This window comes from Nocardia sp. NBC_00565 (genome assembly GCF_036345915.1).
Taxonomy (GTDB): domain Bacteria; phylum Actinomycetota; class Actinomycetes; order Mycobacteriales; family Mycobacteriaceae; genus Nocardia.
In genome coordinates, this window is record NZ_CP107785.1 from 85,458 (window position 1) to 111,426 (window position 25,969).

General features: G+C 65.7%; 25 protein-coding genes and 1 pseudogene. 11 read left to right on the plus strand and 15 right to left on the minus strand.

The features are described from left to right. Position 1 precedes the first annotated feature (1 nt). The 4 genes from OG874_RS00750 to OG874_RS00765 form a co-directional block, all read right to left on the minus strand. The gene (locus tag OG874_RS00750; RefSeq protein WP_330253181.1) at positions 2-1,666 is read right to left on the minus strand and encodes an aKG-HExxH-type peptide beta-hydroxylase; all 1,665 of its coding nucleotides are present in this window, start codon (positions 1,664-1,666) and stop codon (positions 2-4) included. Positions 1,667-1,669: 3 nt separating this feature from the next. Further along, positions 1,670-2,911 (minus strand): FxsB family cyclophane-forming radical SAM/SPASM peptide maturase, encoded by a 1,242-nt coding sequence (locus tag OG874_RS00755; RefSeq protein ID WP_330253182.1) that lies wholly within the window; start codon positions 2,909-2,911, stop codon positions 1,670-1,672. Positions 2,912-3,008: 97 nt separating this feature from the next. Beyond that, complete coding sequence (locus OG874_RS00760) at positions 3,009-3,140, minus strand: hypothetical protein (RefSeq protein ID WP_330253183.1); 132 nt, start codon at positions 3,138-3,140, stop codon at positions 3,009-3,011. Between the two features lie 584 nt (positions 3,141-3,724). Next, on the minus strand, positions 3,725-4,642 hold the full coding sequence (locus OG874_RS00765; RefSeq protein ID WP_330253184.1) for a thioesterase domain-containing protein: 918 nt from the start codon (positions 4,640-4,642) through the stop codon (positions 3,725-3,727). Positions 4,643-5,276: 634 nt separating this feature from the next. On the opposite strand from OG874_RS00765, the gene OG874_RS00770 reads away from it, so the two are divergent. Further along, on the plus strand, positions 5,277-5,588 hold the full coding sequence (locus OG874_RS00770; protein WP_330253185.1) for a hypothetical protein: 312 nt from the start codon (positions 5,277-5,279) through the stop codon (positions 5,586-5,588). On the opposite strand, the gene OG874_RS00775 is transcribed toward OG874_RS00770, so the two are convergent. Continuing rightward, positions 5,572-6,273, minus strand: coding sequence for an NAD(P)-dependent oxidoreductase (locus tag OG874_RS00775; RefSeq protein ID WP_330253186.1), 702 nt, complete (start codon positions 6,271-6,273; stop codon positions 5,572-5,574). The two genes, OG874_RS00770 and OG874_RS00775, sit on opposite strands and share 17 nt — an antisense overlap. Positions 6,274-6,371: 98 nt before the next feature. Here OG874_RS00775 and OG874_RS00780 point away from each other — a divergent pair, with 98 nt between their 5' ends. Further along, entirely contained in the window at positions 6,372-7,094 is a 723-nt protein-coding gene (locus OG874_RS00780) for a TetR/AcrR family transcriptional regulator (RefSeq protein ID WP_330253187.1), read from the plus strand. A 109-nt stretch (positions 7,095-7,203) separates the two neighbouring features. Here OG874_RS00780 and OG874_RS00785 read toward each other — a convergent pair whose 3' ends face one another. Next, positions 7,204-8,442 (minus strand): serine hydrolase domain-containing protein, encoded by a 1,239-nt coding sequence (locus OG874_RS00785; RefSeq protein ID WP_330253188.1) that lies wholly within the window; start codon positions 8,440-8,442, stop codon positions 7,204-7,206. Between the two features lie 218 nt (positions 8,443-8,660). Between OG874_RS00785 and OG874_RS00790 the strand changes: the two genes are divergently transcribed. Continuing rightward, positions 8,661-9,251, plus strand: coding sequence for a short chain dehydrogenase (locus OG874_RS00790; RefSeq protein WP_330253189.1), 591 nt, complete (start codon positions 8,661-8,663; stop codon positions 9,249-9,251). Positions 9,252-9,306: 55 nt separating this feature from the next. On the opposite strand, the gene OG874_RS00795 is transcribed toward OG874_RS00790, so the two are convergent. From OG874_RS00795 to OG874_RS00810, 4 genes and pseudogenes are all read right to left on the minus strand, one after another. Next, complete coding sequence (locus tag OG874_RS00795; RefSeq protein WP_330257679.1) at positions 9,307-9,441, minus strand: hypothetical protein; 135 nt, start codon at positions 9,439-9,441, stop codon at positions 9,307-9,309. Then, positions 9,436-10,488: pseudogene (locus tag OG874_RS00800) on the minus strand (AAA family ATPase); the annotation flags it as partial. The pseudogene OG874_RS00800 and the gene OG874_RS00795, both read right to left, overlap by 6 nt. Beyond that, a complete protein-coding gene (locus OG874_RS00805; RefSeq protein ID WP_330253190.1) occupies positions 10,394-10,984 on the minus strand; it encodes a hypothetical protein in 591 nt (196 codons plus the stop codon). The gene OG874_RS00805 and the pseudogene OG874_RS00800, both read right to left, overlap by 95 nt. Before the next feature lie 55 nt (positions 10,985-11,039). Continuing rightward, positions 11,040-13,508: a phosphoketolase family protein gene (locus tag OG874_RS00810; RefSeq protein ID WP_330253191.1), complete on the minus strand. Its 2,469-nt coding sequence runs from the start codon at positions 13,506-13,508 to the stop codon at positions 11,040-11,042. Positions 13,509-13,742: 234 nt separating this feature from the next. On the opposite strand from OG874_RS00810, the gene OG874_RS00815 reads away from it, so the two are divergent. From OG874_RS00815 to OG874_RS00840, 6 genes are all read left to right on the plus strand, one after another. Beyond that, entirely contained in the window at positions 13,743-14,324 is a 582-nt protein-coding gene (locus OG874_RS00815; protein WP_330253192.1) for an FKBP-type peptidyl-prolyl cis-trans isomerase, read from the plus strand. Between the two features lie 212 nt (positions 14,325-14,536). Further along, the gene (gene tig / locus OG874_RS00820) at positions 14,537-15,913 is read left to right on the plus strand and encodes a trigger factor (protein ID WP_442943252.1); all 1,377 of its coding nucleotides are present in this window, start codon (positions 14,537-14,539) and stop codon (positions 15,911-15,913) included. A gap of 258 nt (positions 15,914-16,171) precedes the next feature. Continuing rightward, positions 16,172-16,780 (plus strand): ATP-dependent Clp protease proteolytic subunit, encoded by a 609-nt coding sequence (locus OG874_RS00825; RefSeq protein WP_330253194.1) that lies wholly within the window; start codon positions 16,172-16,174, stop codon positions 16,778-16,780. A 47-nt stretch (positions 16,781-16,827) separates the two neighbouring features. Then, complete coding sequence (locus tag OG874_RS00830) at positions 16,828-17,496, plus strand: ATP-dependent Clp protease proteolytic subunit (protein WP_330253195.1); 669 nt, start codon at positions 16,828-16,830, stop codon at positions 17,494-17,496. A 432-nt stretch (positions 17,497-17,928) separates the two neighbouring features. Continuing rightward, positions 17,929-19,209, plus strand: coding sequence for an ATP-dependent Clp protease ATP-binding subunit ClpX (gene clpX / locus OG874_RS00835; RefSeq protein ID WP_330253196.1), 1,281 nt, complete (start codon positions 17,929-17,931; stop codon positions 19,207-19,209). Between the two features lie 194 nt (positions 19,210-19,403). Next, positions 19,404-19,850, plus strand: coding sequence for an STAS domain-containing protein (locus OG874_RS00840; RefSeq protein WP_330253197.1), 447 nt, complete (start codon positions 19,404-19,406; stop codon positions 19,848-19,850). A 60-nt stretch (positions 19,851-19,910) separates the two neighbouring features. Here OG874_RS00840 and OG874_RS00845 read toward each other — a convergent pair whose 3' ends face one another. Then, the gene (locus OG874_RS00845) at positions 19,911-20,288 is read right to left on the minus strand and encodes a nuclear transport factor 2 family protein (RefSeq protein WP_330253198.1); all 378 of its coding nucleotides are present in this window, start codon (positions 20,286-20,288) and stop codon (positions 19,911-19,913) included. 427 nt (positions 20,289-20,715) lie between these two features. Beyond that, positions 20,716-21,012, minus strand: coding sequence for a hypothetical protein (locus OG874_RS00850; RefSeq protein ID WP_330253199.1), 297 nt, complete (start codon positions 21,010-21,012; stop codon positions 20,716-20,718). Positions 21,013-21,124: 112 nt separating this feature from the next. Between OG874_RS00850 and mihF the strand changes: the two genes are divergently transcribed. After that, positions 21,125-21,439: an integration host factor, actinobacterial type gene (mihF, locus tag OG874_RS00855; protein ID WP_330253200.1), complete on the plus strand. Its 315-nt coding sequence runs from the start codon at positions 21,125-21,127 to the stop codon at positions 21,437-21,439. Positions 21,440-21,459: 20 nt separating this feature from the next. Further along, on the plus strand, positions 21,460-21,870 hold the full coding sequence (locus tag OG874_RS00860) for an NUDIX hydrolase (protein ID WP_330253201.1): 411 nt from the start codon (positions 21,460-21,462) through the stop codon (positions 21,868-21,870). 69 nt (positions 21,871-21,939) lie between these two features. Here OG874_RS00860 and OG874_RS00865 read toward each other — a convergent pair whose 3' ends face one another. From OG874_RS00865 to OG874_RS00875, 3 genes are all read right to left on the minus strand, one after another. After that, positions 21,940-22,473 (minus strand): hypothetical protein, encoded by a 534-nt coding sequence (locus OG874_RS00865; RefSeq protein WP_330253202.1) that lies wholly within the window; start codon positions 22,471-22,473, stop codon positions 21,940-21,942. A gap of 67 nt (positions 22,474-22,540) precedes the next feature. Further along, positions 22,541-23,374, minus strand: coding sequence for a formate dehydrogenase accessory sulfurtransferase FdhD (gene fdhD, locus OG874_RS00870; protein ID WP_330253203.1), 834 nt, complete (start codon positions 23,372-23,374; stop codon positions 22,541-22,543). Positions 23,375-23,438: 64 nt separating this feature from the next. Next, on the minus strand, positions 23,439-25,748 hold the full coding sequence (locus OG874_RS00875) for an FdhF/YdeP family oxidoreductase (RefSeq protein ID WP_330253204.1): 2,310 nt from the start codon (positions 25,746-25,748) through the stop codon (positions 23,439-23,441). Positions 25,749-25,969 lie beyond the last annotated feature (221 nt).

The following is a 25,969-nucleotide window of genomic DNA, read 5'->3' on the forward strand; positions in this document are numbered from 1 at the left end:
GCTACGTCGCCTGTGCGAGCCAGCGAGCCAACTCCACCGGCTCCGGATCGACGGAGCCGAGCAGGGTGGCCTGCCGATAGCTGCCGGCGACCACCTCGGGGATGGTACGCAGGGAATGTCGTGCGGGGTCGTGCGGGGGAACGGACAGCGCCAATCCGGCCCAGGCGTCGAGGTCGTCCGGATCGCGATGGATCCGATCGGCATAGGCATCGCGGGCCTGCTCGTAGCTGCCCAGCGCACACAGCAGGTCGGCGTCGGCGTCGGTTCCCGGCCGCAGGGTGCCCGCCATCCGGCAATACATCAGTTGCGTGCGAACGGCGCTGATCTCCCGCGGTTGCGGCGTTCGTTGGACCAGGCTGTCGACGGGAGGCAGGTCTGGTTGTTCCTGCGCGAGCCATGCCGCGGCGATCTGGGTAGCGGCATGGGGATCGACGGCGAAATTCCGCAGGCGCCACGACACCGCGTGGTCCAGCGTGATGCGCTCGGCAAGCTCGGCCGCTGCCACCTGAACCGGCTCCTTGCGGAGCCGGTTCAGCTCAGCCGCGAGCGCCTCGACAAAAGCTCGTCCGACGTCGGTGAACGCCGGATCGCCGACGATACCTTGGCATGCCTGCCAGGTGTCGTCGCGCCAGCGAGCGAATTCGGTATCGGCGCGCAGGGCATTTTCATGCGCGGTGGTCCGGTGGGTGCCCCAGAACTGGGCGACGCCCAGATGCGCGTACACGCCTTGCAGAAGAGCGCCTAGCGGGCGGGGGTCGCCCCGCCACGGGGCGTAGTGGGCCGCTTCGTCGTTCTTGGTGTAGAGCACCGCAATATCCAGTGCCGCAGCCAGTTTCGCGTGCTGGAATTCGTGCACGAGGGTGACCGCGGCCGATGCCGGATCCTCGGGGAATGACATATACACCGCGCCGAACATGCCGTCGATCGTGCAACTGGTCGCATCGCCGTTCGGCTCTGCGGGGATCGGGACGATCGTTCGCAGACCGGCGGCGAGAGCTGCCGCGTGGCCGGGCCGTTCGGCCTCGAGCAGCCGCCAACCGGCCCCGATCGCCTGCTGCCAGTCATCGAGTGAGTGGCTGCGGAAGATCTCCGGCGCACCGTAGACGTCAGCGAGTGGGCCGTCGGTGGCCAGCGTGAGGTTCAGGTGGGCTGTGTGGCCGACCGCGATGCGTGGCAGCGGTTGCCACGACGCGGTTGGTGTCGTCAGATCATCGGGCAGTTCGACCACCACGCCTGCGGCGGTCGTGGACACCGCGGTCCGGCCGTCCTGGACATCGACATGGATCGTCGCGCTCTCGCGGTGGAATCTGTTGCTGGAGAGTGGAAACCGAATAGTGCCCAAGGTCGGCAGGGTCACTTCGCCGTGGCGCAGGTCCACACCGACGGTTGCTGGTACTCGGGCGGCGATGGCGGCCGCCGCGGCCAGTGGGCCGGTGTCGCGGCGGGCACCGGCCACGATCCCCGGGTCGAGCAGCAACCCTCGGAACACCTGTGGCGCGGTGGACTGTACCTCGGTCAGTAGCGTGAGATTGGCACGGGACTGCCGCTTGGCGAGCGCGGCGATCTGTACCAGGTGCTTGCCGAGTTGTGCCTTGGCCAGCAGCTGGACCAAGTCGACGTCATCGGGTGCGGTGGCGAGCCGGACCACGAGGTTCTCGACATCCATATCTCACGCCTTTCCGATGGTCGCAAGGTCCGCCCGCATCCGGGCGGCCACATGGTCGAGGAAGGTCATCAGGTCGCCGCAGTAGACCGAGGGATTAAGGAATCCGCTGCCGGATCGATAGCGGTGCGAATAGTGTCCGCCGCCGCAGGCATCACGCAATCTGCAGTCCTGGCAAGTCTCGCTGAGCGCCTGGATGCCGATCTGCCGCGCAACCACCCCGGGGTGTGCGAACGCGGCGTCGAGTTCGTCGCGCAGTACATGCAGGCCAGTCCAGGCCGCGCCTTCGAAGGCCCCCTTCAGCGAATCGACCTGTTCGATGGCTCCGTTGGTTTCGATCACCAGGAACGACAGGGTTCCGGTTCCCAGCTGTTCGGAGGCGCCTTGGCGGCCCAGCAGCTGGCGGATCGCACTGCGGAACAGTCGAACACCGATTCTGGACTTGCCGAGCCCGTACCAATGATCGAAGGCAGTGTTCAGCCAATTGCCGTAGCTGGTATCGGAAGTGTCCGCACCTGCTCCGGAGGTGGCTCGGCCAGGGGGTGGGGCGGCCCAGGTGGCGTGCGGGAGGAGGAAGTCGATACCGGGCGGGGAGAACGCGGCGAGACTCTCATAGGTGCCGACCGGGTCGTTGCGCAGGTCGATCACGGTGAGTAAACCGTCGAACAGATGCTGATAGCGGGACGTAGTGAGCAGCTGAAGGCCTCGGACGACGTCGTCATAGCTGCTGTCGCCGCGGCTGTTGCGCCGGTGCCGGTCGTTGGCCACCCGGTCGCCGTCCACGCTCACCCCGACCCCGATGTCGTGATCGAGCAGCACATTCAGCATCCGCTCCGACAGTAGAGCGCCATTGGTTTGAAGGCCGAGCTTCAGTCGGACGCCCGGATCCATCGCCGATCGGAATTCCTGTGCCGCCGAGGCGATTCGATCCGGTCCGGCCATTAGTGGCTCACCACCGTGTAGGCCGATCGTGACCGAATCCAGGTCGTGCCGCCGGGCGTGGTCGGCAATGCGTTTCGCCGTCACCTTGACGACATCGGGCGACATCGTTTTGGGTTGATTTCGCCAGCTTTGGTCGGCGAGCTCGTACATGTAGCAATAATCACAGGCCAAATTGCATCGACTGTGAATCTTGACGACGAACTGATCAAATGGAGAAGGGCGCCAACCCGAACCCCTCAACGCTTCGATGTCCAGGCCTCGGTCCGGCCATTCCGGAATGGGGGGTGAAGAGATGTTTACAGGCACGATGAAACTCTCATACCAGCGTTGCGGGGATATTGGTCAAAGGAACGGAGCTGGGACTGGTGGCCATCTGTCTGCGTGGATGGCCACCAGCTGTTGCTCAGGGGTGCATGGACGTGAATCGCATGCGGTCCGGCGGGGTGTCGTCCTCGAGCCGTGCTTCGACGAGCGGGGAGTCCCCGAGCTCGGCGACCTTGTCCAGCGGGAGATCGGCGAATTCCATGAAGCTCATGATTTTTTCTCCAGACAATTATTGATGAATAATTCGTGAATAATCGAAATTTCTGGTCAGGTCAAAGTATCTCCCGTCTGGTGTTGGTGTCCGCCAGCGGTTTCCTTCTTCTTATGGACTGCCGGAGAGAGTTCGTGGTCGGCTTTAATCGCCGGAAGGGTTAGGTAAGGAACTCGAGTCGCACCCACGTGACGGCGCGGTCGGCGCACGGCCTCACGCTAATTCGGCATCGAGGATTCGGGAGTGGCGAAAATCTGCTACATAATGCATGAACACCCTTAATCGCCCCTGTCGGCCCGGGACTTGACCGCCGGCCGCAGCACGGCGGTTGCTATCACGCAAAGCGTACCCCCAACTAGCGGCACAATCAATAGTGTACCGTCATCTAGTGGTAGGCGTTGTCTGAACCGGATCTTGTTGCCGGTTGGCGTGTCGGCCCGAGGGGTTTGCGACGGGGTTTGTGTCAACCCTTACGGTCGATGGGCGTGTGCGCTCATCGGGTCGACTGCCGGGCTCCGCGAGCCAGCGGGGGTTGGCATCCGCTGGTGGGTAGGCGTTGCGAGGCCGGCGGTCCGGTTCCCTGCTCAGGTGCTGAGCAGGGTATTGAGGTGGTCGCCGTACAGGCGCAACGATTGCGGCTGAAGCATGGCAAAGTGGCCGCAGTCGATCGAATACTTGCGTACACTGCCGGTCGCGTGTTGTTGCCATCCGCCCGCATCTCGGGCGTCCGACCGGCTCTGCTCGGCGACTATGACGTCAATATCGCCCTCAAATATTCCGGGGGTATGGTTCGCAAGGAGGCGGTTGTTGAACCTGGAGTTTTCCGCAATCATTGTGAAGAATTTCTCGGATGGTATCAGGCCGGTTAAACCCCGCTGCTCCGCCAATTCTTTGGTCTTGCGGTATGTGAGTGGCTCGCGCAGCGTGAGAACGTCGATGCCACGGCTTCGCAGATAGTCGCTGAGCACGTCGTGTTCTGCCAGATCGTCCTCGATTTGCGGTTGCTCGCGTTCGGGGTCGATATATGCATCCAGGACGACAAGGTGATGTACCGAGTGCCCGCGTTCGCCGAGGGCAATGGCAACTTCGTGTGCCACGATGCCGCCAAAAGACCAGCCCAGCACACTGTATGGTCCCTGCGGGTGAATGTTCTGTAGCAGATCTGCGTATCCGCTTGCCATATGACGGATCGACTCCGGGCGAATTTCATCGTCAACTTGTCGAATAGCGATGATCGGGCAGTCGAGGTAGTCGCGGAGGTGTCGATATGGTGAACCCATGCCCCCGCTGGGATGAATGCACAACAGGGGTGTTCCTGCCCCTTCTTGGTAGACCTCCACCGGAGTGGACGGCACTCGATTGTCGGGCCCGCTATTCGTAGGTTCCGTAGGCTCTTTCGTTTCTTGACGCAGGTCGCTCAAAATCTTTCCTCGGGTCATGATGGGTGAATTGCCACTGAGTTGGTCAACTGTATTGCGTTTCCGTGATGAATACTCGATCACGATAGATGAATACCCTGGATGCGACTGCCGGACATGGGAACTGGGACCACCGGCGGTGCGACCAGCTGCTGCTACCGCTGGGGTTCGAGCCGACTCGGCAGTGTCCGCGTGATGCGGTTACGTGCCCGGCCAATTGGTGGATCGTCCCTGTTCGCGCAGCCCCTTCCGGCCGCAGCGGATGTCGGCCACGCGAGGGTGCCGCCCGGCGAAAGCTGATCATTGTGGTGCGCCAGGCGTGCACCTCCTGCCGGGTTCGGGTCCCTTAGGTTCTTCCCAGCGGCGGGAAGGGTGTGCCGTGGCGGTGGAACAGCTCACGTCAGCCCGCGCCGTGCCGGAGGTGACCGCCCCTGCAGCACACTCAGGCCCGCCAGAACCAGCGCTCGACACGCCATCGACACCACGCCTCGAACGCGGGTCCCCGTGCCCTGCAGTCGAATCCGCCGAAAACAGCTAGCGATACCGCACCAGCCGCACCTTGAGCACCGGCGCCGACAGCCCCCGCGGCCGATTGGTCGCCCCCCGGCGACCCTGCGGCTGATATCGGACGGCGCCTGCGCGGGAGGCGTGGGCGGGCAGGACCCGGCGCGGGCCTGCTCATGTACATGGATATTCGTATGCCACAGGATATTTCGTCTTGGCGGTGCTGCGCCTCTCGGCCGGAGTGATCGTGTCCGCCGCTGCGAACATCCAGGACACCCACGAATCCGCGACCCGCGTCGTCAAGGACATGGGTTCGGTCTATTCGGGATATTCCTACGAGCAACTGGTCGCGGCGTGGGCCGCGATGAGCGCAACGCATATGGCGGACCTTGATCTGGCGTGCAAGGTTGTGGCGCGGGTGTTGGAGGTGGCCGCGGAAGTGATCACCGTGGTGAAGGTCGCGGTATTGGCCGAACTGGCCGCCGCGTGCACGGCCGGTCCGGGGCGCGCTAGTAGCCGATGGTGAAGCGGCGCTGGACGAATCGCGGCAGCTCGACCTCGTCGAGCAGGGCGACGGCGGCGTCCTCGATCGAGATGCGACTGTGGCCGTCGGTATCGCGGACCGGCTGGTCGCCGCCGACCCGGTAGCGGCCGGTGCGTTCACCGGGTGCGATCAGCTCGGCCGGGCTGAGATAGGTCCACAGTCGGTTCGAGGTGCGCAGGACGTCGAGGGCGGCGCGGTGGCCGCGGACCGCGGCGGCGTATTCGAGGGGTAGGCCCAGCTCGCTGAGGGTGTCGGTCAGGAGTTGGTCGTCATCGGCCGTGACCCGGCCCGGCGCGTATTCCAGGCTGCCCGCGCCGCCGACCACGATGAGGCGGGTGCGCGGGTGGGTGTCGAGTGCGCTCAGCAGCGAGCGTGCGGCGCTCGCGTAGACCGTCGGGTCGGCGATCGATCGGGCGACCGTGTCGTTGAAATCCGTTGCGGCATTGCCTGGTTGGTAGCAACTGAGCAGGACGTCCATGCCGGGCAGGGCCGCGGCGATGGCTGTGCTGTCGAAGACGTCGAGGCTCTGCCAGGTGACATTCGGCTGGGTGCTGGTGATCTGACTGGCGTCCCTGGTGAACGCGGTGACGTGGTGGCCGCGGGCGACGGCCTCGCTGAGTACCCGCTGGCCGATATTGCCGGTCGCGCCGACGATTCCGATGAACATGGTTCTCCTCGATCTGATTGTTACGGCGTGTAGAAACTATACGCCGTGAAGTATTTGAGCAACGTCAAGTTTTCTCACGCCGCTGTACAGTTGCCTCTGTGGGCACTGCGACGCCGAGTAGGCGGGAGTTACGACGCGCCGAGACGACCGCGGAGATCAAGCAGGTCGGGCTGCGGTTGATGGCCGAGGGCGGGCCGGGCGCGATCACGCTGCGGGCGATCGCGCGCGAGATGGGGATGACCGCCAATGCGGTCTACAGCTACTTCCCGACGCGCGACGACCTGGTCACCGCGCTGATCAACGATGTGTACTCCGACCTCGCCGATGTGGTCGAAGCCGCCCGCGACGCCCGGCCCGCCACGGATGCGTCCGGCCGAATCCTCGCGTGGTCCTGCGCATTTCGCGACTGGTCGCTGGGGAATCCGGCCGGGTTCCGCCTCATCTATGGCGATCCGGTGCCCAACTATCAGCCGCCCGAAGGCGGTGCGGCACCGGACGCGGAGCATCGCGTCTGTGCGGGGCTGACCGGATTGGCCGCGGGTGCTTGGCCGCACGCCGAAAAGCTCTACGCGGACAGCGGTTTCGAGTGGTCGGACTTCGAACCGAAGCTCGTCGGCGAGGTCAAGGCGGAGTTCCCCGGTCTACCGCCCGCGGCCGTCGCGATAGCGTTGCGCATCTGGGGCCACCTGCACGGCCTCGTCTCCCTCGAGATCCTCGGCCATCTACGTTCCCAGACAACCGACCCGGCCAAGCTGTACCGCAACGAAATCGGCCACCTCATCCGCTCCCTCGGCCTGGAACCCCCGAAGCCGGTGGGCTGAGCGGGGTGTCGCGCCTAATGCGCGGTGTGCAGCGATACAAGGCGTTTCGGATCGCACGGGTCGGCGGTTCCGGTCGCGTGCGCCCGGCGGGTGGCTCGCGTGTGGGTCGTCAGCTCGCGGCCCGCGTCGTATCCAGGGTTCCGTCGGCCTGAGTGGCGCGGTCGGATCGGACGGCGCGTTCGGCGAGGGCGGCGAGGAAGGGCAGGCGGGCGTCGCCGAGGGACATGGCGTGATTGCCCAGGTGGTTGGTGACGAAGGCGACGGATAGGCCGAGGCGGGGGTTGGCGACGGCGCCCGAGCCGCCGATGCCGAAGTGGCCGAAGGTCTGGCGGGTGAGGCGGGTGCCGACGATGGCGCGGTGGTAGCCGAGGGCGAAATGCGGTGGGGCGCCGAGGACGTAGTCGTAGCGGCTGTTCGGCGGCATTTCGGCGATGTGGCCGGTGGTCTCGGGGCGCAGCAGGCGGCGGTTGCCGACCAGGCCGTCGTTGGCGATAGCGCCGTACATCTTGGCCAGCGCGCGAGCGGTGAAAACGCCGTTCCAGCCGGGCATCATCGCATCGTAGGGTCGTGTGCCGAGGGTCATATCGGCCCAGCCGTCGTAGATCGCGCCGCGGGCGGAGTCGACCAGTTGGACCGAGGCGAACGGTGCGATCAGCGTGTCGAACGGGATCTTGGCGACACCCAGGCGGGGCGAGAGCCGGGCCACGCGGTATCGCTGATGTTCGGGCACGCCGAACCAGAAATCGTTGTCCCCGAGCGGCTCTCGCAGCTCGGTACGGACCAGGTCCAGGAAATCGCGGCCGGTTGCGCGCTGCGCGATCTCGGCGACCAGCGTCCCGAAGGTCAGGCCGTGATATCCAGAAGCCCGCAGCCGCAACGGGTCCGGTGCGGCGGCGGCCATGGCCGCGGCGACCGCGTCGTGGTCGAGCTGATCGTCCGGATTCGCGACCAGACCGCGGGTGCGCTGCAATCCGGCACGATGATTCAGCACATCGCGAATCGTGATGTCGCCCTTGCCGTTCGCGGCGAACTCCGGCCAGTAGGTCGCCACCGGTGCGTCCAGGTCGAGGATGCCGCGCTCGATGAGCCGGTGCGCGACTGTTGCGGTGACGCCCTTGCCGGTCGAGTAGGACAGCGCCATGGTGTCGGCGTGCCAGCGACGGTTCGCATCGGCCCACCCCGCCCAGATATCGAGGACCGGCTCCCCGTGCAGGTACACCGCCAGCCCGCCACCGCCGTGGCTCTTGCGCCGGAACATCGCGAAGAACTTGGTCGCGACGGCGGTGAACCGGTCATCGATCAGCATATGACCGGGCACGGTAGTGCCCTCGGCGCGCACAGCGGGCATGGTCAGACTCCTTTGTCTGTCGAACAATGCCGGACAAGCCGACCGCATAACAGTTGCAAGCACCTTGCTAACACTGACTGTAACCGTGTCATCCGCGCCGGACAATCGGCCGTTCTGGTCAGCGGACAACCGCGGCCGATCCGGAACTTTGATCACGGCGCGTTCGCCGCGATCGTGAACTCGGAATAGTCCGTGCGCGAGCGAGGTTGGGCAGTCCCGTGAAAATCATTGTGATCGGCGCAACCGGAACCATCGGATCTGTCCTGGCTGACGCGCTAGAGGCGAATCCGGATCACCAGGTCGTGCGTGCCTCCCGGCGCGGGACGGTGCAGGTCGACCTGGCCGAACCCGAGTCGATCGATGCACTGTTCGCGGCGGTCGAGAACGTCGACGCGGTAGTCGCCGTCGCCGCGAGCGGCCAACTCGCCGAACTCGCCGACTCAACCGACGACGCATACTTCCTCGGCTTGGAGGCCAAGTTCCTCGGCCAGATCCACTTGGTCCGGCATGCCATCCGGCAGCTCAGCGACGGTGGTTCGATCACTCTCACGAATGGCATCTCGACATTCACCGAGCCCGGCCTCTCCTTCGCGGCCGCGGTCAATGCGGGGCTGGACGGGTTCGTTCCGGCGGCGGCGCTCGAGCTGCCGCGTGGGATCCGCCTGAATGCGGTGAGCCCGGGGTGGATTTCGGAGACGTTGGCGGCGTTGGGGCGCGACGGCTCCGCGGGCACGCCGGTCGCCGAGGTGGTCCGGGCCTACGTGGCGCTGATCGAGGGATCGGCCAACGGCCGGGTGGTCGTGCCGTGACGACGCGGCGCCCACCCGCCGCCCCGCATGCAATCACTGGGCGATGCGGTACTCATTAGAGGCGCGGGTCCACCGGCTCGGATTCGAGGGCGAGGACCGCGAAGACGGCCTCGTGTACGCGCCAGAGTGGTTCGCCCGCGACGAAGCGGTCCAGTGATTCCAGGCCCAGTGCGTACTCGCGCAGGCGCACCGGCAGGCCGTATTCGTCGGTCTCCCCGGTGGTTTCGCCGTACATGGCGAAGGCGCGGACCCGGCCCGAGGCGCGTCCGTGGTACTCCTGCTTGAGTCCGGCGTGCGCAATCACCAATTGGCCGCCGTCGAGGACATAGTGACTGACAAGACCGCGGCAGAAGTCGAGGGCCGCCTTGCGAAAGTCCTCGTCCTCGGTCTCCAGCTGCGCCAGCGACTCCGCGAGGCCGTGCGCGATGCGCACCTTCTTGCCGTCGAGTGCGCGCACCAGCTTGTTCTCGTGATTTCCGGTGACGCACAATGCCGTTCCGGCGCGGACCATGCCCATGACGAGTCGGAGCACCCCCGGTGTGTCCGGACCGCGGTCGACGAGGTCGCCGACGAATACCGCGGTGCGCCCGGCCGGGTGGCTCGCGCCGACGGTCCGGCTCGCGTCGTCACGGAGCAGGTCATAGCCGAGTTCGCCGAGCAGTGTCTCCAGTTCGGCGCGGCAGCCGTGCACATCGCCGATCACGTCGAACGGTCCGGTGAGTTCGCGTTTGTCGTTCCACGCCTTTTCGTCGACGAGGGTCGCGGCCTCGATCTCGTCGATGCCGCGCAGCACATACACCTTCCGAAAACCCTCGCGCTCGAGACCGCGCATACCGCGGCGCAATTCGCGCTGTTGCCGGGAGACCACGTGTCTGGCCAGGTGCGACCGGTCGGGGCGTCGGGTATTGCGTTCGAAGCACACGTCATCGGGGACGTCGAGCACGATCGCCACCGGCAGCACGTCGTGCGCGCGGGCCACCGCGATCAGCTCCTGGCGGGCCTTGGGCTGCACATTGGTGGCGTCCACGACGGTGCGCAGGCCGCGCCGCAGCCGGATACCGGCGATGTGGTGCAACAGCGCGAAGGCGTCCGGGGTCGCCGACTGATCGTTCTCGTCGTCGCTGACGATGCCGCGGCACGCATCAGAGGAGACGATCGCAGTCTGCCGAAAGTGCTTGCGCGCGAACGTCGACTTCCCCGAACCGGTGCTGCCGATCAGCACGACGAGGGTGTGAATCGCCCCAGTCCGGGAAGGCGGGATCGAGGGGGAGGGGTTCGGCGATCACGGCCCAGCCCAACGGTACGAAGACGCGCTCGGCCGCCTGCGGTCCGCCTTTGCAAGGCACCGCGGGCAACTCGATCCGCAACGGCAGTGCGGTCCGCACCAATTCGGGTCGCTGGTCGCAACGGCCGTGCAGGGCGGTGCGGAATACCGCGCCGAGGGCGACCGACAGCAGCGACGACGCCGCGTACGGCCGATCGTTGACGTACTGGCCGAGGCTGAAATCCGGTGTGCTGTGTGAACGTCCGCGCACCAACCGAATCGGATCGACCTCCAGCAGCAGGGCCGCCGTACACCGCTGCGCCGTGGCCTCCGGGTATACGACGTGCGCGGTGCCGTAAGACTGCTCGAACGCCTGCACTCGGTCCGGGTTCTTGTGCAGCAAGAAGCCCAGATCGGTCGCGGGCCAGGCCGCGCCCGCCGGCGGTGTGCAGGTGATCGTCAACAGCATCTTGCGATCGTCGTCGAGCCGTACACCGCATGCAAGGAAGTTTCGCCGCGGTCTTCTACAGGCTGAGGTCGGGCCAGGTCCAGTTGGCGACGACCGGGATATCCGCACCGTGTTCGCGGGTCCAGGCGCGGGCGTTCCACCGCGCGTCGACCATTTCCTGCCGTAGCCCCGCCGCCTTCTCCCGCAGTGTCGGAACCCGGTCGATGACGTCCATAACCAGGTGGTACCGGTCCAGGTCGTTGAGCATCACCATATCGAATGGTGTTGTCGTAGTGCCCTTTTCCTTGTATCCGCGGACGTGGAGTTCACCGTGATTGGCACGTCGATAGGTGAGCCGGTGGATCAGCCACGGATACCCGTGGAACGCGAAGATCACCGGCCGCTCCCGGGTGAACAGCGAGTCGAACTCGCTATCGGACAGTCCATGTGGGTGTTCGTCCGGCGGTTGCAGCCGCATCAGGTCGACCACGTTCACCACCCGGATGCGCAGTTCCGGCAGGCGTGCGCGCAGAATCGCCGCCGCCGCAAGCGTTTCCAGCGTCGGCACATCACCGGCACAGGCCAGCACGACATCGGGTGTGGTGCCCGGATCGTCGTTCTGCCCGGCCCAATCCCAGATGCCGGCGCCGCGCGCGCAGTGCACCGCGGCATCGGCGACCGAAAGCCAGTCCGCCTGCGGCTGTTTCCCCGCGACCACCACATTGACGTAATGCCGCGAGCGCAGACAGTGGTCATAGGTCGACAGCAGCGTATTCGCGTCCGGCGGCAGATACACCCGCACGATGGACGGTTTCTTGTTCAGCACCACATCGAGGAATCCGGGATCCTGATGCGTGAACCCATTGTGGTCCTGTCGCCAAACATGCGACGACAGTAGGTAATTCAGGCTCGCGATCGGTCGTCGCCACGGCACGGCCGCACTCGCGTCCAACCATTTGGCATGCTGGTTGAACATCGCATCGATAATATGGATGAACGCCTCGTAGCAGGTGAACACCCCGTGCCTGCCAGTCAGCAGATAGCCCTCCAGCAGTCCCTGGCACATGTGTTCGGAGAGCACCTCGATGACCCGCCCGGTGCGATCGAGATCCACATCGAATTCGCCGATCTCGGCCTGCCAGTCGCGCCCGGTGACCTCCAGAATGTCCTGCAGCCGATTGCTGGCCAGCTCGTCGGGGGCGAAGGTGAGGAAGTTGTTCGTATTGCGCGCGGTGACATCGCGCAGCCATCCGCCGAGCACTCGCGTCGCCTCGTGCTGGGTCGTGCCCGGTGACCGCACCTCGACGCCGTAGGACCGCCAATCCGGCAGCCGCAGATCCCGAATCAGCGTGCCCCCGTTGGTAACTGGATTCGCACTCAGCCGCCGATCACCCTCGGGCGCGAGTTCGAGCAGTGTCGGCACCGGCCTACCGGACTCGTCGAAGAGCTCCTCCGGCCGATAGGCCCGCATCCACTGTTCGAGCACCGCGCGATGGGCGTCATCGGTGCGCGCGGCGGTCAACGGCACCTGGTGCGCCCGGAACGTACCTTCCACCGGATCACCGTCGACCACCGGCGGGCAGGTCCACCCCTTCGGGGTGCGCAGCACGATCATCGGCCAGATCGGACGCGTCCCATCGGTGCCCGCGCGCGCGGCGCGGTGGATCGCTTCGATACGGTCCAGACAGGCGTCCACGGCAACGGCCATCTCTTGGTGCACGGTCGCCGGATCACTGCCCGCCACAATGATCGGCTCGTAGCCGTACCCGCGCAGCAGCATCAGCAACTCGGACTCCGGGATGCGCGCCAGAATGGTCGGATTGGCGATCTTGTACTGGTTCAGCGCGAGAATCGGCAGTACGGCCCCGTCACGCCCGGGATTGAGGAACTTGTTGGCATGCCAACTGGTGGCCAACGGCCCGGTTTCCGCCTCGCCGTCGCCGACCACGCAGAACACGGTGAGATCCGGATTGTCGAGCGCCGCGCCGAACGCGTGCAGCAACGAGTAGCCGAGCTCGCCGCCCTCATGGAACGAACCGGGCGTCTCCGGCGCACAGTGACTCGGCACCCCGCCGGGGAACGAGAATTGCGCGAACAGCGCGCTCATTCCGGTCTCGTCCTGCGAAACATGGCTGTACAGCTCGGAATACGTCCCCTCCAACCAACCGCACGCATTCGGACCCGGCCCGCCGTGCCCGGGTCCGGCGACGAAGACCGCGTTCAGATCACGCTGCCGGATCGCCCGATTGGCATGCGCCCAAACCAGATTCAGGCCGGGCACGGTGCCGAAATGTCCGAGCAGTCGCGGCTTGATGTGCTCGGCCCGCAGCGGCTCGCGCAGCAGCGGATTGCTCATGAGATAGATCTGACCCACCGCGAGATAGTTCGCCGCCCGCCACCACGCGTCGATCGATGCCAATTCCGCGCGGCCGAGCGGGCCGGGGACCTCCCCGAGCCGATACGGCCGTGGCGCGATGGTCGCACCGCCACTGCTGTCGACATTGTCGGCCGAGGTATCGCCCCCGGCACTGGCCATCTGGGTCATCCGCCGACTCTCCTCACACTCGGGGCATCGGCAGCGGTACCTGAGGAACCGCCGCTACCGGGTCCTACACGGTTGCCGACCACAGTCGACAACGCCGATGGAGAATTCCCCGTCAGCCTACCCACGCGTGCCGATCAGCTCTCACGTTCTCGCGCCACCGGTTGGTCCGTCTCGTGCCGGATGTCACCCGATCCGGTGCCATCGGTCTGCGCGCGGTGGATTATGGTCCGCCGCATGCAAACACTCGGCAGGATCATCGGGATCGCGACCATCGCCGCCGCCGCGTTCGGGCTCGTCGCCTGTGGCTCCGACGATGACAAGGGCGCGGCCGCGACCACGTCGGCGGCCACCGCGTCGACCGCGGCGCAGCCCACCTTCGGCCAGCTGCCCGCGCAGAACACCGGCGCCGAGTGCACCGCCGATGACATCGTGGTGATCGGTGGCTACGGCACCGCGCCGAAGATCACCATCCCGGACACCTGCGCCCCGCCGACACAGCTCGTCGTCAAGGATCTGGTCGCGGGCTCCGGGCCGGGCGCGGCCGCCGGCCAGCCGCTCACCATGAACTATTCGCTGGTCACCTGGTCGGATAAGAAGAAGCTGGACAGCTCCTTCGATCGCGGCAAGCCGTTCCAGCTCACCCTCGGCGCCGGGATGGTCATTCCGGGTTGGGATGAGGGTCTGATCGGCGTGCAACAGGGCGCGCGCCGCCTGCTGATCGTGCCGCCGAACCTCGGTTATGGAAAGGGCGGCAACGGCGTCAAGCCGAACGAGACGCTGGTCTTCGTCACCGACGCGGTCGCCATCGGTAAGTAGCTGATCTTTTCGAGCGACCTGCAAGCAATCGCTACGGATCTTTTCGATCGACCTGCGAGCAGTCGCTAACGGCACTGCCTGTAGCCCCCCACGACCGGTCAACTAACCTGGTCGAGATGCGCACGTAGGCCGTGCGGCGATTTCGCTCGTGATTACCCATAGCAAGTCGGCACAAGCAAGTCGACCAGAACCGACGAACAAGGAGCATGTCCGTGAAGAGCACCGTCGAGCAGCTGAGCCCGACCCGGGTCCGGATCAACGTCGAGGTGCCGTTCGAGGAACTGAAGCCGGATTTCGACAAGGCCTATAAGGCGCTGGCCAACCAGGTCCGCATCCCCGGCTTCCGTCCGGGCAAGGCCCCGGCCAAGCTCATCGAGGCCCGTCTGGGCCGCGGCGCGATCCTGGAGCAGGTAGTCAACGACGCGCTGCCCGGCCGCTACAGCGAGGCCGTCACCACCTCCGAGGTCAAGGTCATCGGCCAGCCCGAGATCGAGATCACCAAGATCGAGGACGGCCAGGAGCTGGCCTTCACGGCCGAGGTCGATGTGCGCCCCGAGATCACCCTGCCCACCTACGAGGGCATCGAGGTGACCGTCGACTCGTTCACCATCGGTGACGAGGACATCGAGGAGCAGCTGCAGTCGCTGCGCCAGCGCTTCGGCACGCTGACCGGTGTCGATCGTCCGGTCCAGGACGGCGACTTCGTGTCCATCGATCTCGCGGCCACCGTCGACGGCGAGGACGTGCCCGAGGCGGCGACCACCGGCCTTTCTCACGAGGTCGGCTCCGGCCAGCTGATCGAGGGCCTGGACGAGGCGCTCATCGGCCTGTCGGTCGAGGAGTCCAAGGAGTTCACCTCGACCCTGGTCGCCGGTGAGCACGCGGGCAAGGAGGCGGTCATCACCGTCACCGTCCGTTCGGTCAAGGAGCGCGAGCTGCCCGAGGCCGACGACGACTTCGCCCAGCTGGCCAGCGAATTCGACACCCTCGACGAGCTGAAGGACGACCTGCGCAACCGGGTCGAGCGGGTCAAGAAGGTCGAGCAGGCCGGTCAGATCCGCGACAAGGTGCTCGAGACGCTGCTGGAGCAGGTCGAGGTGCCGCTGCCCGAGGCGGTCGTGCAGGCCGAGATCGACGCCGTAGTGCACGATGCGGTGCACGGCTTCGACCACGACGAGGCCAAGCTCGCCGAGGCGCTCGAGGCCCAGGGCTCGAGCCGCGAAGAGTTCGACAAGGACACCAAGGAGTCCGCCGAGAAGTCGGTGAAGACCCAGCTGCTGCTGGACGCCATCGCCGAGGCGGACAACACCCAGGTCGGCCAGGAGGAGCTCACCGAGCGAATCCTGTTCCAGGCGCAGCGCTACGGCCTCTCGCCCGAGCAGTTCATCCAGCAGGTGCAGCAGGCTGGTCAGCTCGGCGCGGTCTTCGCCGATGTCCGTCGCGGCAAGGCGCTGGCCGGTGTGGTCGGCAAGGTGAAGGTCACCGACTCCGACGGCAACTCCGTGGACACCGCCGAAATGTTCGGCGGCCCTGAGGATTCCACCGACGAAGCGGACAGCACCGAGACCGCCGCGGCGAGCACCGAATAATTCCATGAAATATCAGCGTGATCGGGACGCGTGTGATTGCGTGATTGCGCTGTGAGCGAGCCTAGCGAGTGAACCAAAGACACAGGGCGCCCTCGCGCATAGCGCAACTGAGCGCCAGCGAAGTTGCGCTGTGAGCGAAGAAGGGCGGTACCGGGAGTTCGGTGCCGCCCTGCTTCGTTAATGTTTGTGACAAGCGAACCAGAGATGGCTTTTGGGCATCAGCAACGAGCCGGTGAGAGAAGGCAGGTATCCGTGACAATGAACAAGGCAGGGGTCGTCATGACATCCGCGACTGCTGGTCTGAACCTCAGTGATTCGGTGTACGAGCGCCTGCTGCGTGAGCGCATCATCTTCCTCGGCACTCAGGTCGACGACGACATCGCGAATAAGCTGTGCGCGCAGATCCTGCTGCTCTCGGCGGAGGACTCCACCCGCGACATTTCGCTCTACATCAACTCGCCCGGCGGTTCGGTGACCGCGGGTATGGCGATCTACGACACCATGCAGTTCGCCGAGTGCGATATCGCCACTTTCGGCATGGGTCTGGCCGCATCGATGGGCCAGTTCCTGCTTACCGCGGGCACCAAGGGCAAGCGCAGCGCACTGCCGCACGCGCGGATCATGATGCACCAGCCCTCGGCGGGCATCGGCGGTTCCGCGGCCGATATCGCGATCATGGCCGAGCAGTTCGCGCACACCAAGCGTGAGCTCAACGAGCTGCAGGCACTGCACACCGGCAAGTCCATCGAGCAGGTCACCATCGACGCCGATCGCGACCGTTGGTTCACCGCGACGCAGGCCCTCGAGTACGGCTTCATCGACCGCGTGATCACCCACGCGGCGCAGGCGAACGGCGCGGGCGACTAGTTACGGGCGCTGACCCGCGTTCCCCCTCAACGACTTTGGAGACGAAGATGGCCAATCTGTTCGATCCGCGCGCCGGTCTCGGCGGCACCGCTCCGGCGAGCCCACAGTCGCGCTACATCCTGCCCTCGTTCATCGAGCACTCGAGCTTCGGTGTCAAGGAGTCCAACCCGTACAACAAGCTGTTCGAGGAGCGCATCATCTTCCTCGGCGTGCAGGTGGACGACGCCTCGGCCAACGACATCATGGCGCAGCTGCTGGTGCTGGAGTCGCTGGATCCCGATCGCGACATCACCATGTACATCAACTCGCCCGGTGGCTCGTTCACCTCGCTGATGGCCATCTACGACACCATGCAGTACGTGCGTGCCGATGTGGCCACGGTTTGCCTGGGTCAGGCCGCCTCGGCCGCGGCCGTGCTGCTCGCCGCCGGTAGCCCTGGCAAGCGCGCCTGTCTGCCCAACGCCCGGGTGCTGATCCACCAGCCGTCGCTGGAGGGTGGCATTCAGGGGCAGGTCTCGGACCTGGAGATCCAGGCCGCCGAGATCGAGCGCATGCGTCGCCTGATGGAGACCACGCTGGCCCGCCACACCGGCAAGGATGCGGACACCATCCGCAAGGACACCGACCGCGACAAGATCCTGACGGCCCAGGATGCCAAGGAATACGGGATCATCGACACGGTGTTCGACTACCGCAAGCTCAGCGCGCAGAAGTGATCGCGCCGCGCCGGACGGCGCGGTGCATTGATCGCTCGTAAGTTGCTTAGCGTCAGGAAAACCCGGCCGGGACAGATGCCACTCGGCAGATGGCCCGGCCGGACTGCTTCGGGGAAGCCGACCGGCCGGAAGGGTGTCCGGCGGAAGGATTTCCGGAGCGGGCGGCCAGGGCGTGTCGGATGGCCGTCGATCGGGGTGAACGTGTTCCATAGTGGTAAGAACTCGTGTGACCCCGACGAGAAACATGCTCGAGTTGTCGACCTCCGTCGCGCACACCGGGTACGGTCGACCTAGGGACCATTGCTCCCGGTTGACGGCAGTGCTCGAACCGTCGGAATCGCTCGAGGTGTTCGTGATTACACCCGAGGGTGGCGGATTGCTGGCAACCTGGATAGACGGTTGCACGCGGACAAGGAAGTAGGGACCCACGAGATGGCGCGCATCGGAGATGGCGGCGATCTGCTGAAGTGCTCGTTCTGCGGAAAGAGCCAGAAGCAGGTCAAGAAGCTCATTGCGGGACCAGGGGTGTACATCTGCGACGAGTGCATCGATCTATGCAACGAGATCATCGAGGAAGAGCTGGCCGAGTCCAGCGAGGTCAAACTCGATGAGCTGCCCAAGCCCACCGAGATCCGGGACTTCCTGGAGAACTACGTGATCGGGCAGGACACCGCCAAGCGCACGCTCGCGGTGGCCGTCTACAACCACTACAAGCGGATCCAGGCCGGTGACAAGGGTCGCGACAGCCGCGGCGAGGCCGTTGAGCTGGCCAAGTCGAACATCCTGATGCTCGGCCCCACCGGCTGCGGTAAGACCTACCTGGCACAGACGCTGGCCAAGATGCTCAACGTCCCGTTCGCCATCGCCGACGCGACGGCGCTGACCGAGGCCGGATACGTCGGTGAGGATGTGGAGAACATCCTGCTCAAGCTGATCCAGGCCGCGGACTACGACGTCAAGCGAGCCGAGACCGGCATCATCTACATCGATGAGGTCGACAAGATCGCGCGCAAGAGCGAGAACCCCTCGATCACCCGCGACGTCTCCGGTGAGGGCGTGCAGCAGGCGCTGCTGAAGATCCTGGAGGGCACCCAGGCCAGCGTCCCGCCGCAGGGCGGGCGCAAGCATCCGCACCAGGAGTTCATCCAGATCGACACCACCAACGTGCTGTTCATCGTCGCCGGCGCCTTCGCTGGGCTGGAGAAGATCATCTCCGACCGCACCGGTCACCGCGGCATCGGCTTCGGCGCCGAGGTGCGCTCCAAGGCCGAGATCGACACCGATGACCACTTCGCCGAGGTAATGCCCGAGGATCTGATCAAGTTCGGTCTGATCCCGGAGTTCATCGGTCGTCTCCCGGTCGTCGCCTCGGTGACGAATCTGGACAAGGAGTCGCTGGTCAAGATCCTCTCCGAACCGAAGAACGCGCTGGTGAAGCAGTACGTGCGCCTGTTCGAGATGGACGGCGTCGACCTCGAGTTCACCGATGACGCGCTCGAGGCCATCGCCGATCAGGCGATCCTGCGGGGCACCGGCGCTCGTGGCCTGCGCGCCATCATGGAGGAAGTCCTGCAGCTGGCGATGTTCGACATCCCCAGCCGCGACGACGTCGCCAAGGTGGTCGTCAACGCCGACACTGTCAACGACAACGTGCTCCCGACCATCGTGCCGCGCAAGGCGCAGCGCGCGGAGCGCCGGGAGAAGTCGGCCTAGTAACGACGCATCGCACAAGCTCACGAGCGGGCCGGAGACTATCTCCGGCCCGCTCGATGTGTATCGGCCGCGCCGTTGGGGTACTCGTAGGTCACGGTTGAGTAACCAGCCCAGTCCCGGGCGCTACGGCCCGGGGCGAATCGTGTTCGCAGGCAAGGGTTTCGCTTGCCGTGCGCGACCGGACCGAGGTCCCCATGTCGACAGTTCTCGCTCCTTCGGATCATGTCACCGCTGCCGCCCCGCACACGGGATCCAGGCGGCGCGGGCCCACCGACCGCTTGTATATATCCGTATCGTCACCCCGGGATTCGATCACGCTCTGCACGGTCGCCGGTGAACTGGATTACCGGACCGCCGATATTGTGCGGCAGGCGCTGGTCGGGTCACTGCCCTCTGCTGCCGCGACGGTAGTGGTCGACCTATCGATGGTGACGTTCTTCGGCGTCGCCGGACTGCGCGTGCTGATGGAAGCGCGATCCTGGATCGGGCACACCGGCCGCAGGCTGCAGTTGATCACGGGTCCGCGCTGCGTCGATCGATTGCTCGAGGTCGCGGGGCACGGCGCGGTATTCGAGATCGTGCCGAGTCTGGCCGATGTCGTGGCGAATGAGTCGCGAGTAGCCGTTCGGGTCACCGCCTGATACCGAAAACGTGGGTGCGGCAGTCGAATTCGACTGCCGCACCCACGTTTTGGTCTGGCTTCAGAGTGCTTCGTTGCGCATATCGTCCTGGCTCCAGTACGCGCGCATGCTGACGATCTTGCCCTCGTCGTCGAATTCCATCGCGTCGATGGGCGAGAGCGTGAAGCGCTGCTCGCCGAACTTGGTGACCAGGGTGAACATGAAGGCGGCGTGGTTGCCCGCGATTCGAACCGTCTCGGGCCGCAGCTCGGTCTCCCGATCGAGGTTGGCGATTACGTCGTAGAACTCGCGAATGGCGTCGTGGCCGCGGCGAGGCTCGGTGCCGATGGGATCCTCCACCACCGCATCGGGCGCGTAGAGGTTGACGATCTCTTCGGTCGGCCCGGAGCCGACCAGTTTGACGTACTGCTCGACCACATCGCGGATCTGCTGTGCCATGAAAACCCCTGTTGCTTCGAGCGACCTGCGAGCGGTCACGAATTGGAACATGTTCTAATTCGGAGCGTAGCAGTGCCCGCCGCGAGCAATGCGGGGAATCCCGATCGTCGGGAGGGTGGTGACGTACTGGCGCAGATCGCCCCCCGCGCCAGTACCCGTCGAGCAAATAATGCACCGAACGGGCCGATCTGCGCCCCCTCGGCTATCTTGTGGCGCCCCCGCGCGCTGGGATCCGGTAACGATCGCTTGCCACATCGCCGTGGTGCCCGATCGCGCCCGCTGCCGAGAATCGCCGTTGACTCTCCTGGTTCGCCGTTGAACCTTCTATCCCGCGCAAGTGCGTCTGCTTGTGGTGTCGGTTTCGCGCCTTTCGCTGTTACCGCCCCCTACATCTATTACTTCGCATCGACCCGGTCTGCGGCTTGGTCTACGTCTCGTCGGCGTAGTCGCCGTACTCCGGCGCACCCGCGTTGCGGTAGGTGGCAATGAGCACGCCGCTGGCGGTGGTGCGGGAATCGGTGAGGCGCAAGCCGGTGGGCCCTACATCCGGGGTGAACAGGCGCTTGCTGGGATCCTCCTTCGGCCCGCCGGGGGCCTGGTAGACACCGTCGAGGGTGATGAACTCGGTGAGTGACAGCTCCATGAGCGGGATTCCTTTCGCCCTTTTCGCCCGCTCCGCACGGGCCTGTTGCTCGATAAGACGGCGGCGGTCCAGAAGATTCATCGCTATTTCCCGCTGGTCGACCCCGGTGTGTCGAGCTTGTGTGGTGCGCGTCGTGCTGTTTACTCGGTCCGGTCAACCAGATGTTCGAGTGACGAGTGAAAGCGGAGGAGACATGGCACTGCCTACCATGACCGCGGAACAGCGCACTGAGGCGTTGGCCAAAGCGGCTGCGGTCCGCAAGGCGCGCTCCGAACTGATCGGCAAGGTGAAGGCCGGCAAGGTCAGCGTTGCAGAACTGCTGAAGAAGGCCGACACCGATGACCTGGTCAAGAAGACCAAGGTCGCTGCCGTGATCAAGGCTTTGCCCGGCGTCGGTCCGGTCAAGGCCGCCAAGCTGATGGATACGGCGGAGATCCCCGAGGACCGCCGCATCGGCGGACTCGGCGCGCGCCAGCGTGCGGCGTTGCTCGACGCGCTCAAGGACTGACAACCTAATAGGGTCGGACCATGATCGGGGAACGAACGCTCACGTCGGTGGCGTGGCTGTGCGTCGAGAACGGCCGCTTACTCGCGGTCCGGACCGAAGGACGCGACGCCTTCTATCTACCGGGCGGCAAGCCCGAGCCCGGGGAAACCCTGGCGGGAGCGCTCGTTCGCGAGGTTCGCGAGGAAGTGGGCGTCGAGTTGGCGGCGCACCGGATCACGCCCGTGGTGACGATTACGGCTCCTGCCCACGGGCGTCCCGGAATGCTGGTCGAGATGCACTGCTTCCGCGCACCGGGGCATGGCACACCCGCTCCGGCCGCGGAGATCGCCGAGATGGCATGGCTCGGACCGGACGACGCGCACCGGTGTGCGCCCGCCGTGGTGCGGGCCCTGCACCATCTGACCGAGGTCGGTGGCTGGGACGCGTCCTGAACGTCGGACGCTGCGGATCAGGACAGACCAAACGCCCCACAGCACGCGCTGTGGGGCGTTGACTTTTGGCTAGCGGGGTGTCCGGCGGCGCGGGAACCGGAAGGTGATCGGATCGGGGTCGCGCAACTGCGGCCCACGCGGGGTGACCAGGAGCAGTGCCAGCCCCAGGGCGACGATCAGCGCCGCACCGACGATGCTGAGGGTGAAGCTGCCCGCGCCCATGTCGGCGGGCTTGTGGAAGGCGTGATAGATCAGGTGCGGCACACCGAAGACCAGCCAGCCCAGGCCCGCGACCTGGGCCAGCGCGCTGCCGCCGAGGAACAGCGCGGCCAGCGTCACCGCCGTCAGGGCGAGAAAGAACGAGCCGACATCCGAGGCGAGATGGTGGTTGAAGGGTCCGTCCGCCGAGATCCACCCCATTCCGAAGCCGGGGAAACTGGTGTACCAGGAGTGCGGTGCGAAGACCGCCCAGAGCCCTACGATCGCGCCCTGGAATGCCAATACCCCCAATATGATTCGCACTGCCAGCCAGCGGTTGCGCTGCTGCTCGAACCGCATTCGCACGCGTAGTCCGCCGGACTTGCCATCGACCGTGATCCGCATCGGTCTCTCCGTTCATCGCCGAACTATGGACCTGATGCTGTCACCGTAAGTTGGACATCGGCCGCGATCAATAGGCGGCCACCTCGTCGGTGACGGTCAGGCGGTCGGAGCGGGTGTAGATGTTCATGGTGTCGCCGCGCAGGAAGCCGACCAGGGTGAGGCCGGATTCGTCGGCGAGGTCGACGGCCAGTGAGCTGGGGGCCGAGACTGCCCCGAGTATCGGGATGCCCGCCATGACCGCCTTCTGGACCAGTTCGAAGGAGGCGCGGCCGCTGACGATCAATACGAGATCGTTTGCGGGGATACGGTTTTCGAGCAGAGCCCAGCCGATGACCTTGTCGACGGCATTGTGCCGGCCGATGTCCTCGCGCACCGCGAGTGCGGTGCCGTCGGCGGTGAACAGCCCGGCGGCGTGCAGGCCGCCGGTGGCGTCGAAAACCGTTTGACGGGTGCGCAATTGGTCTGGCATGGCGGCAAGGGTGGCGGTATCGACGGTGATCGAGGTGGCCGGGAGCGGGAATCTGGTGCGGGCGCGGACATCGTCGAGCGCGGTTTTGCCGCAGAGGCCGCAGGCGCTGGTGGTGAGGAAATTGCGACCGCGCACCGGGATCGGGGTGCGCAGCTGGACGTCTAGCACGTTGTAGGTGTTCTGGCCGTTCTCGTCGGTGCCCGCGCAGTAGCGGGCGCTCACCACGTCCTCGGGGTCGCCGATGATGCCCTCGCCCAACAGGAATCCGTGTACCAGCTCGATATCGCTGCCGGGGGTGCGCATGGTGACGGTGAGTGATTGCCCGTCCAGGCGCAGCTCCAGTGGTTCTTCGACGGCGAGCGAATCCGGGCGCTCGACAATGCCATTGGGGGAGATACGGCGCATCCGTCTGCGGGCGGTAACTCTACTCATGCTTGCGCCTCGCTGTCGCTCGGTTCCGGCATGAGCAGAGCACGCTGTGGCATGATTCGCTCGCTCATGTGGGTTGACCCGTATGGATGTGCGGCTGCACCCGGATCGTGACCGCTTTGGAAACCGGTGTATTCGACCGTGCCGCAACGTGATCGAGTGGCACCAGCGGATTGGTTTCGGGGTAGTAGGCGGCGGCGTTGCCGCGCGGGGTCGAGTATTCGACGATGCGGAAGCCGGTCACCTTGCGTTCGGTGCCGTCGGTCCATTCGGAGACCAGATCCACCAGATCGCCGTCCACGAAACCGAATTCGGTGATGTCGTCGATATTCATCAGGATTACTTTGCGGCCGCCGTGTACGCCGCGGTAGCGGTCGTCGAGGCCGTAAATGGTGGTGTTGTACTGGTCGTGGCTGCGCAGTGTCTGCAGGATCAACCGGCCCTCGGGGACCGGGACCCAGGTCAGCTCGTTCGCCGCGAAGTTGGCTTTGCCAGTGGTGGTGCGGAATTCGCGGGAGTCGCGCGGTGGGTGCGGCAGTACGAAGCCGTTGCGGTCGCGCACGCGCTGGTTGTAGTCCGCGCAGCCGGGCACCACGCGGGCGATCGCGTCGCGGATCTTGTCGTAGTCGCGCTGGTACTGTGCCCACGGCACCGGGTGATCGGCGCCGAAGAGGGTCTGGGCGAGTTCGCAGACGATGGCGACCTCGCTGCGCAGCTGATCGCTCACCGGCTCTAGTCGACCGGTGGAGAGATGCACCATCGACATCGAATCCTCTACCGATACCTGCTGTTTCACCCCGGCCTGGGTGTCCTTGTCGGTGCGGCCGAGGGTGGGCAGGATCAGTGCGGTCTGCCCGTGTACGAGGTGGCTGCGGTTGAGTTTGGTCGAGACCTGCACGGTGAGTGCGCAGCCGCGCAGTGCGGCCTCGGTGACCTCGGTGTCGGGGGTGGCGGAGACGAAATTGCCGCCCATGCCGAAGAAGACCTTGGCGGTGCCCGCGCGCATGGCGCGGATCGCGTCGACGGTGTCGTAGCCGTGTTTGCGCGGGCTGGTTATGCCGAATTCGCGGTCCAGTGCGTCGAGGAAGGCATCGGGCATCTTCTCCCAGATACCCATGGTGCGGTCGCCTTGGACGTTGGAGTGGCCGCGCACCGGGCATACGCCGGCGCCGGGCTTGCCGATCATGCCGCGCAGCAACAGCAGGTTGGTGGCCTCCTCGATGGTGGCCACGCCGTGGCGCTGCTGGGTCAGGCCCATCGCCCAGCAGATGATGATGCTCTTGGATTCGGCCATCAGCGTCGCGGTGCGCTGGAGATCGTCGTCGGACAGGCCGGTCGCTTCGCGGACGGTGGCGAGATCGACTGCGCGCACGTTCTTTTCGTATTCGGCGAAGCCAGCGCAGTGGGCGTCGACGAATTCGCGGTCGACCACCGTGCCCGGCGCGCGGTCCTCGGTCTCGAACAGCAGCTTGCCCAGGCCCTGGAACAGCGCCATATCGCCGCCGAGGCGGATCTGCAGGAAGTCGTCGGCGATCGCGACGCCGCTGGTGAAGCCCTGCACGGTCTGCGGGTCGCGGAAGCCGAGCAGTCCGGTCTCGGGCAGCGGGTTGACCGCGATCACCTTGGCGCCGTTGGCCTTCGCGCCCGCCAGTGCGCTGAGCATGCGCGGATGGTTGGTGCCCGGATTCTGGCCCGCGACGATGATCAGGTCGGCAAGGGCGAAGTCGTCGATCGAAACCGAGCCCTTGCCGATGCCGATGGAACCGGTCAGCGCGGTACCGGAGGATTCGTGGCACATATTGGAACAGTCCGGCAGGTTGTTGGTGCCGAAGCTGCGGACCAGCAGTTGATAGAGGAACGCGGTCTCGTTGGCGGTGCGACCCGAGGTGTAGAAGAGGGCCTCGTCGGGGGAAGCCAGCGCGTGCAGGTGGGTGGCGATGAGCTGGTAGGCATCGGCCCATTCGATGGGCGAGTAGTGGGTGTCGCCGGGATGCCGCACCATCGGATGGGTGAGCCTGCCCTGCTGGCCGAGCCAATAGCCGGTTTTGCCCGCGAGTTCCTCGATCGAGTGCGCGGCGAAGAATTCGGGCGTGACGGTGCGCAGCGTCGCCTCCTCGGCGACAGCCTTCGCGCCGTTCTCACAGAACTCGGCGGGGCGGCGATGGCCCGTGGGCTCCGGCCAGGCGCAACCCGGGCAGTCGAACCCGTGCACCTGGTTGACCCGGGCCAGCGTGCGGGTGGTGCGGATGACGCCCATCTCCTCGACCGCGCGTTTCAACGCCACGGCCACGGCGGTGACGCCCGCGGCCTGCTCCTTCGGCGGGGTCACGCTCAGCGCGGACTCGTCGATGTCCTGTGTCGGCCCATTGCGGTGCATGCTGGATATTGTCCTCTTCGCACGAATATTGTCCCCGGGCAGGATCCGGGGTCACCGCGTTGTCGCGTGCCGCGGTCGGGTCGCTCCCGGATGCCGTTCGTTTCGGATCGTAGGCACTCGCGGCGTTGTCGGCAGGGGTTTGCTCACAGCGGGGTGAATGGGCTATGCCACCTGGTAGCCAGCTGTTTTCATCGAGAGTGGGGTAAGCGAGAAGGCTCCGT

Excerpts from the sequence above, each read along its gene's own strand:
- OG874_RS00750 (WP_330253181.1), bottom strand. The coding sequence starts at position 1,666 with ATGGATGTCGAGAACCTCGTGGTCCGGCTCGCCACCGCACCCGATGAC.
- OG874_RS00760 (WP_330253183.1), bottom strand. The coding sequence starts at position 3,140 with ATGAGCTTCATGGAATTCGCCGATCTCCCGCTGGACAAGGTCGCCGAG.
- OG874_RS00775 (WP_330253186.1), bottom strand. The coding sequence starts at position 6,273 with ATGTTCATCGGAATCGTCGGCGCGACCGGCAATATCGGCCAGCGGGTA.
- OG874_RS00785 (WP_330253188.1), bottom strand. The coding sequence starts at position 8,442 with ATGCCCGCTGTGCGCGCCGAGGGCACTACCGTGCCCGGTCATATGCTG.
- OG874_RS00805 (WP_330253190.1), bottom strand. The coding sequence starts at position 10,984 with ATGCTGTTGACGATCACCTGCACACCGCCGGCGGGCGCGGCCTGGCCC.
- OG874_RS00810 (WP_330253191.1), bottom strand. The coding sequence starts at position 13,508 with ATGACCCAGATGGCCAGTGCCGGGGGCGATACCTCGGCCGACAATGTC.
- OG874_RS00815 (WP_330253192.1), top strand. The coding sequence starts at position 13,743 with ATGCAAACACTCGGCAGGATCATCGGGATCGCGACCATCGCCGCCGCC.
- OG874_RS00825 (WP_330253194.1), top strand. The coding sequence starts at position 16,172 with ATGAACAAGGCAGGGGTCGTCATGACATCCGCGACTGCTGGTCTGAAC.
- OG874_RS00830 (WP_330253195.1), top strand. The coding sequence starts at position 16,828 with ATGGCCAATCTGTTCGATCCGCGCGCCGGTCTCGGCGGCACCGCTCCG.
- clpX (WP_330253196.1), top strand. The coding sequence starts at position 17,929 with ATGGCGCGCATCGGAGATGGCGGCGATCTGCTGAAGTGCTCGTTCTGC.
- OG874_RS00840 (WP_330253197.1), top strand. The coding sequence starts at position 19,404 with ATGTCGACAGTTCTCGCTCCTTCGGATCATGTCACCGCTGCCGCCCCG.
- OG874_RS00845 (WP_330253198.1), bottom strand. The coding sequence starts at position 20,288 with ATGGCACAGCAGATCCGCGATGTGGTCGAGCAGTACGTCAAACTGGTC.
- OG874_RS00850 (WP_330253199.1), bottom strand. The coding sequence starts at position 21,012 with ATGAATCTTCTGGACCGCCGCCGTCTTATCGAGCAACAGGCCCGTGCG.
- mihF (WP_330253200.1), top strand. The coding sequence starts at position 21,125 with ATGGCACTGCCTACCATGACCGCGGAACAGCGCACTGAGGCGTTGGCC.
- OG874_RS00860 (WP_330253201.1), top strand. The coding sequence starts at position 21,460 with ATGATCGGGGAACGAACGCTCACGTCGGTGGCGTGGCTGTGCGTCGAG.
- OG874_RS00865 (WP_330253202.1), bottom strand. The coding sequence starts at position 22,473 with ATGCGGATCACGGTCGATGGCAAGTCCGGCGGACTACGCGTGCGAATG.
- fdhD (WP_330253203.1), bottom strand. The coding sequence starts at position 23,374 with ATGAGTAGAGTTACCGCCCGCAGACGGATGCGCCGTATCTCCCCCAAT.
- OG874_RS00875 (WP_330253204.1), bottom strand. The coding sequence starts at position 25,748 with ATGCACCGCAATGGGCCGACACAGGACATCGACGAGTCCGCGCTGAGC.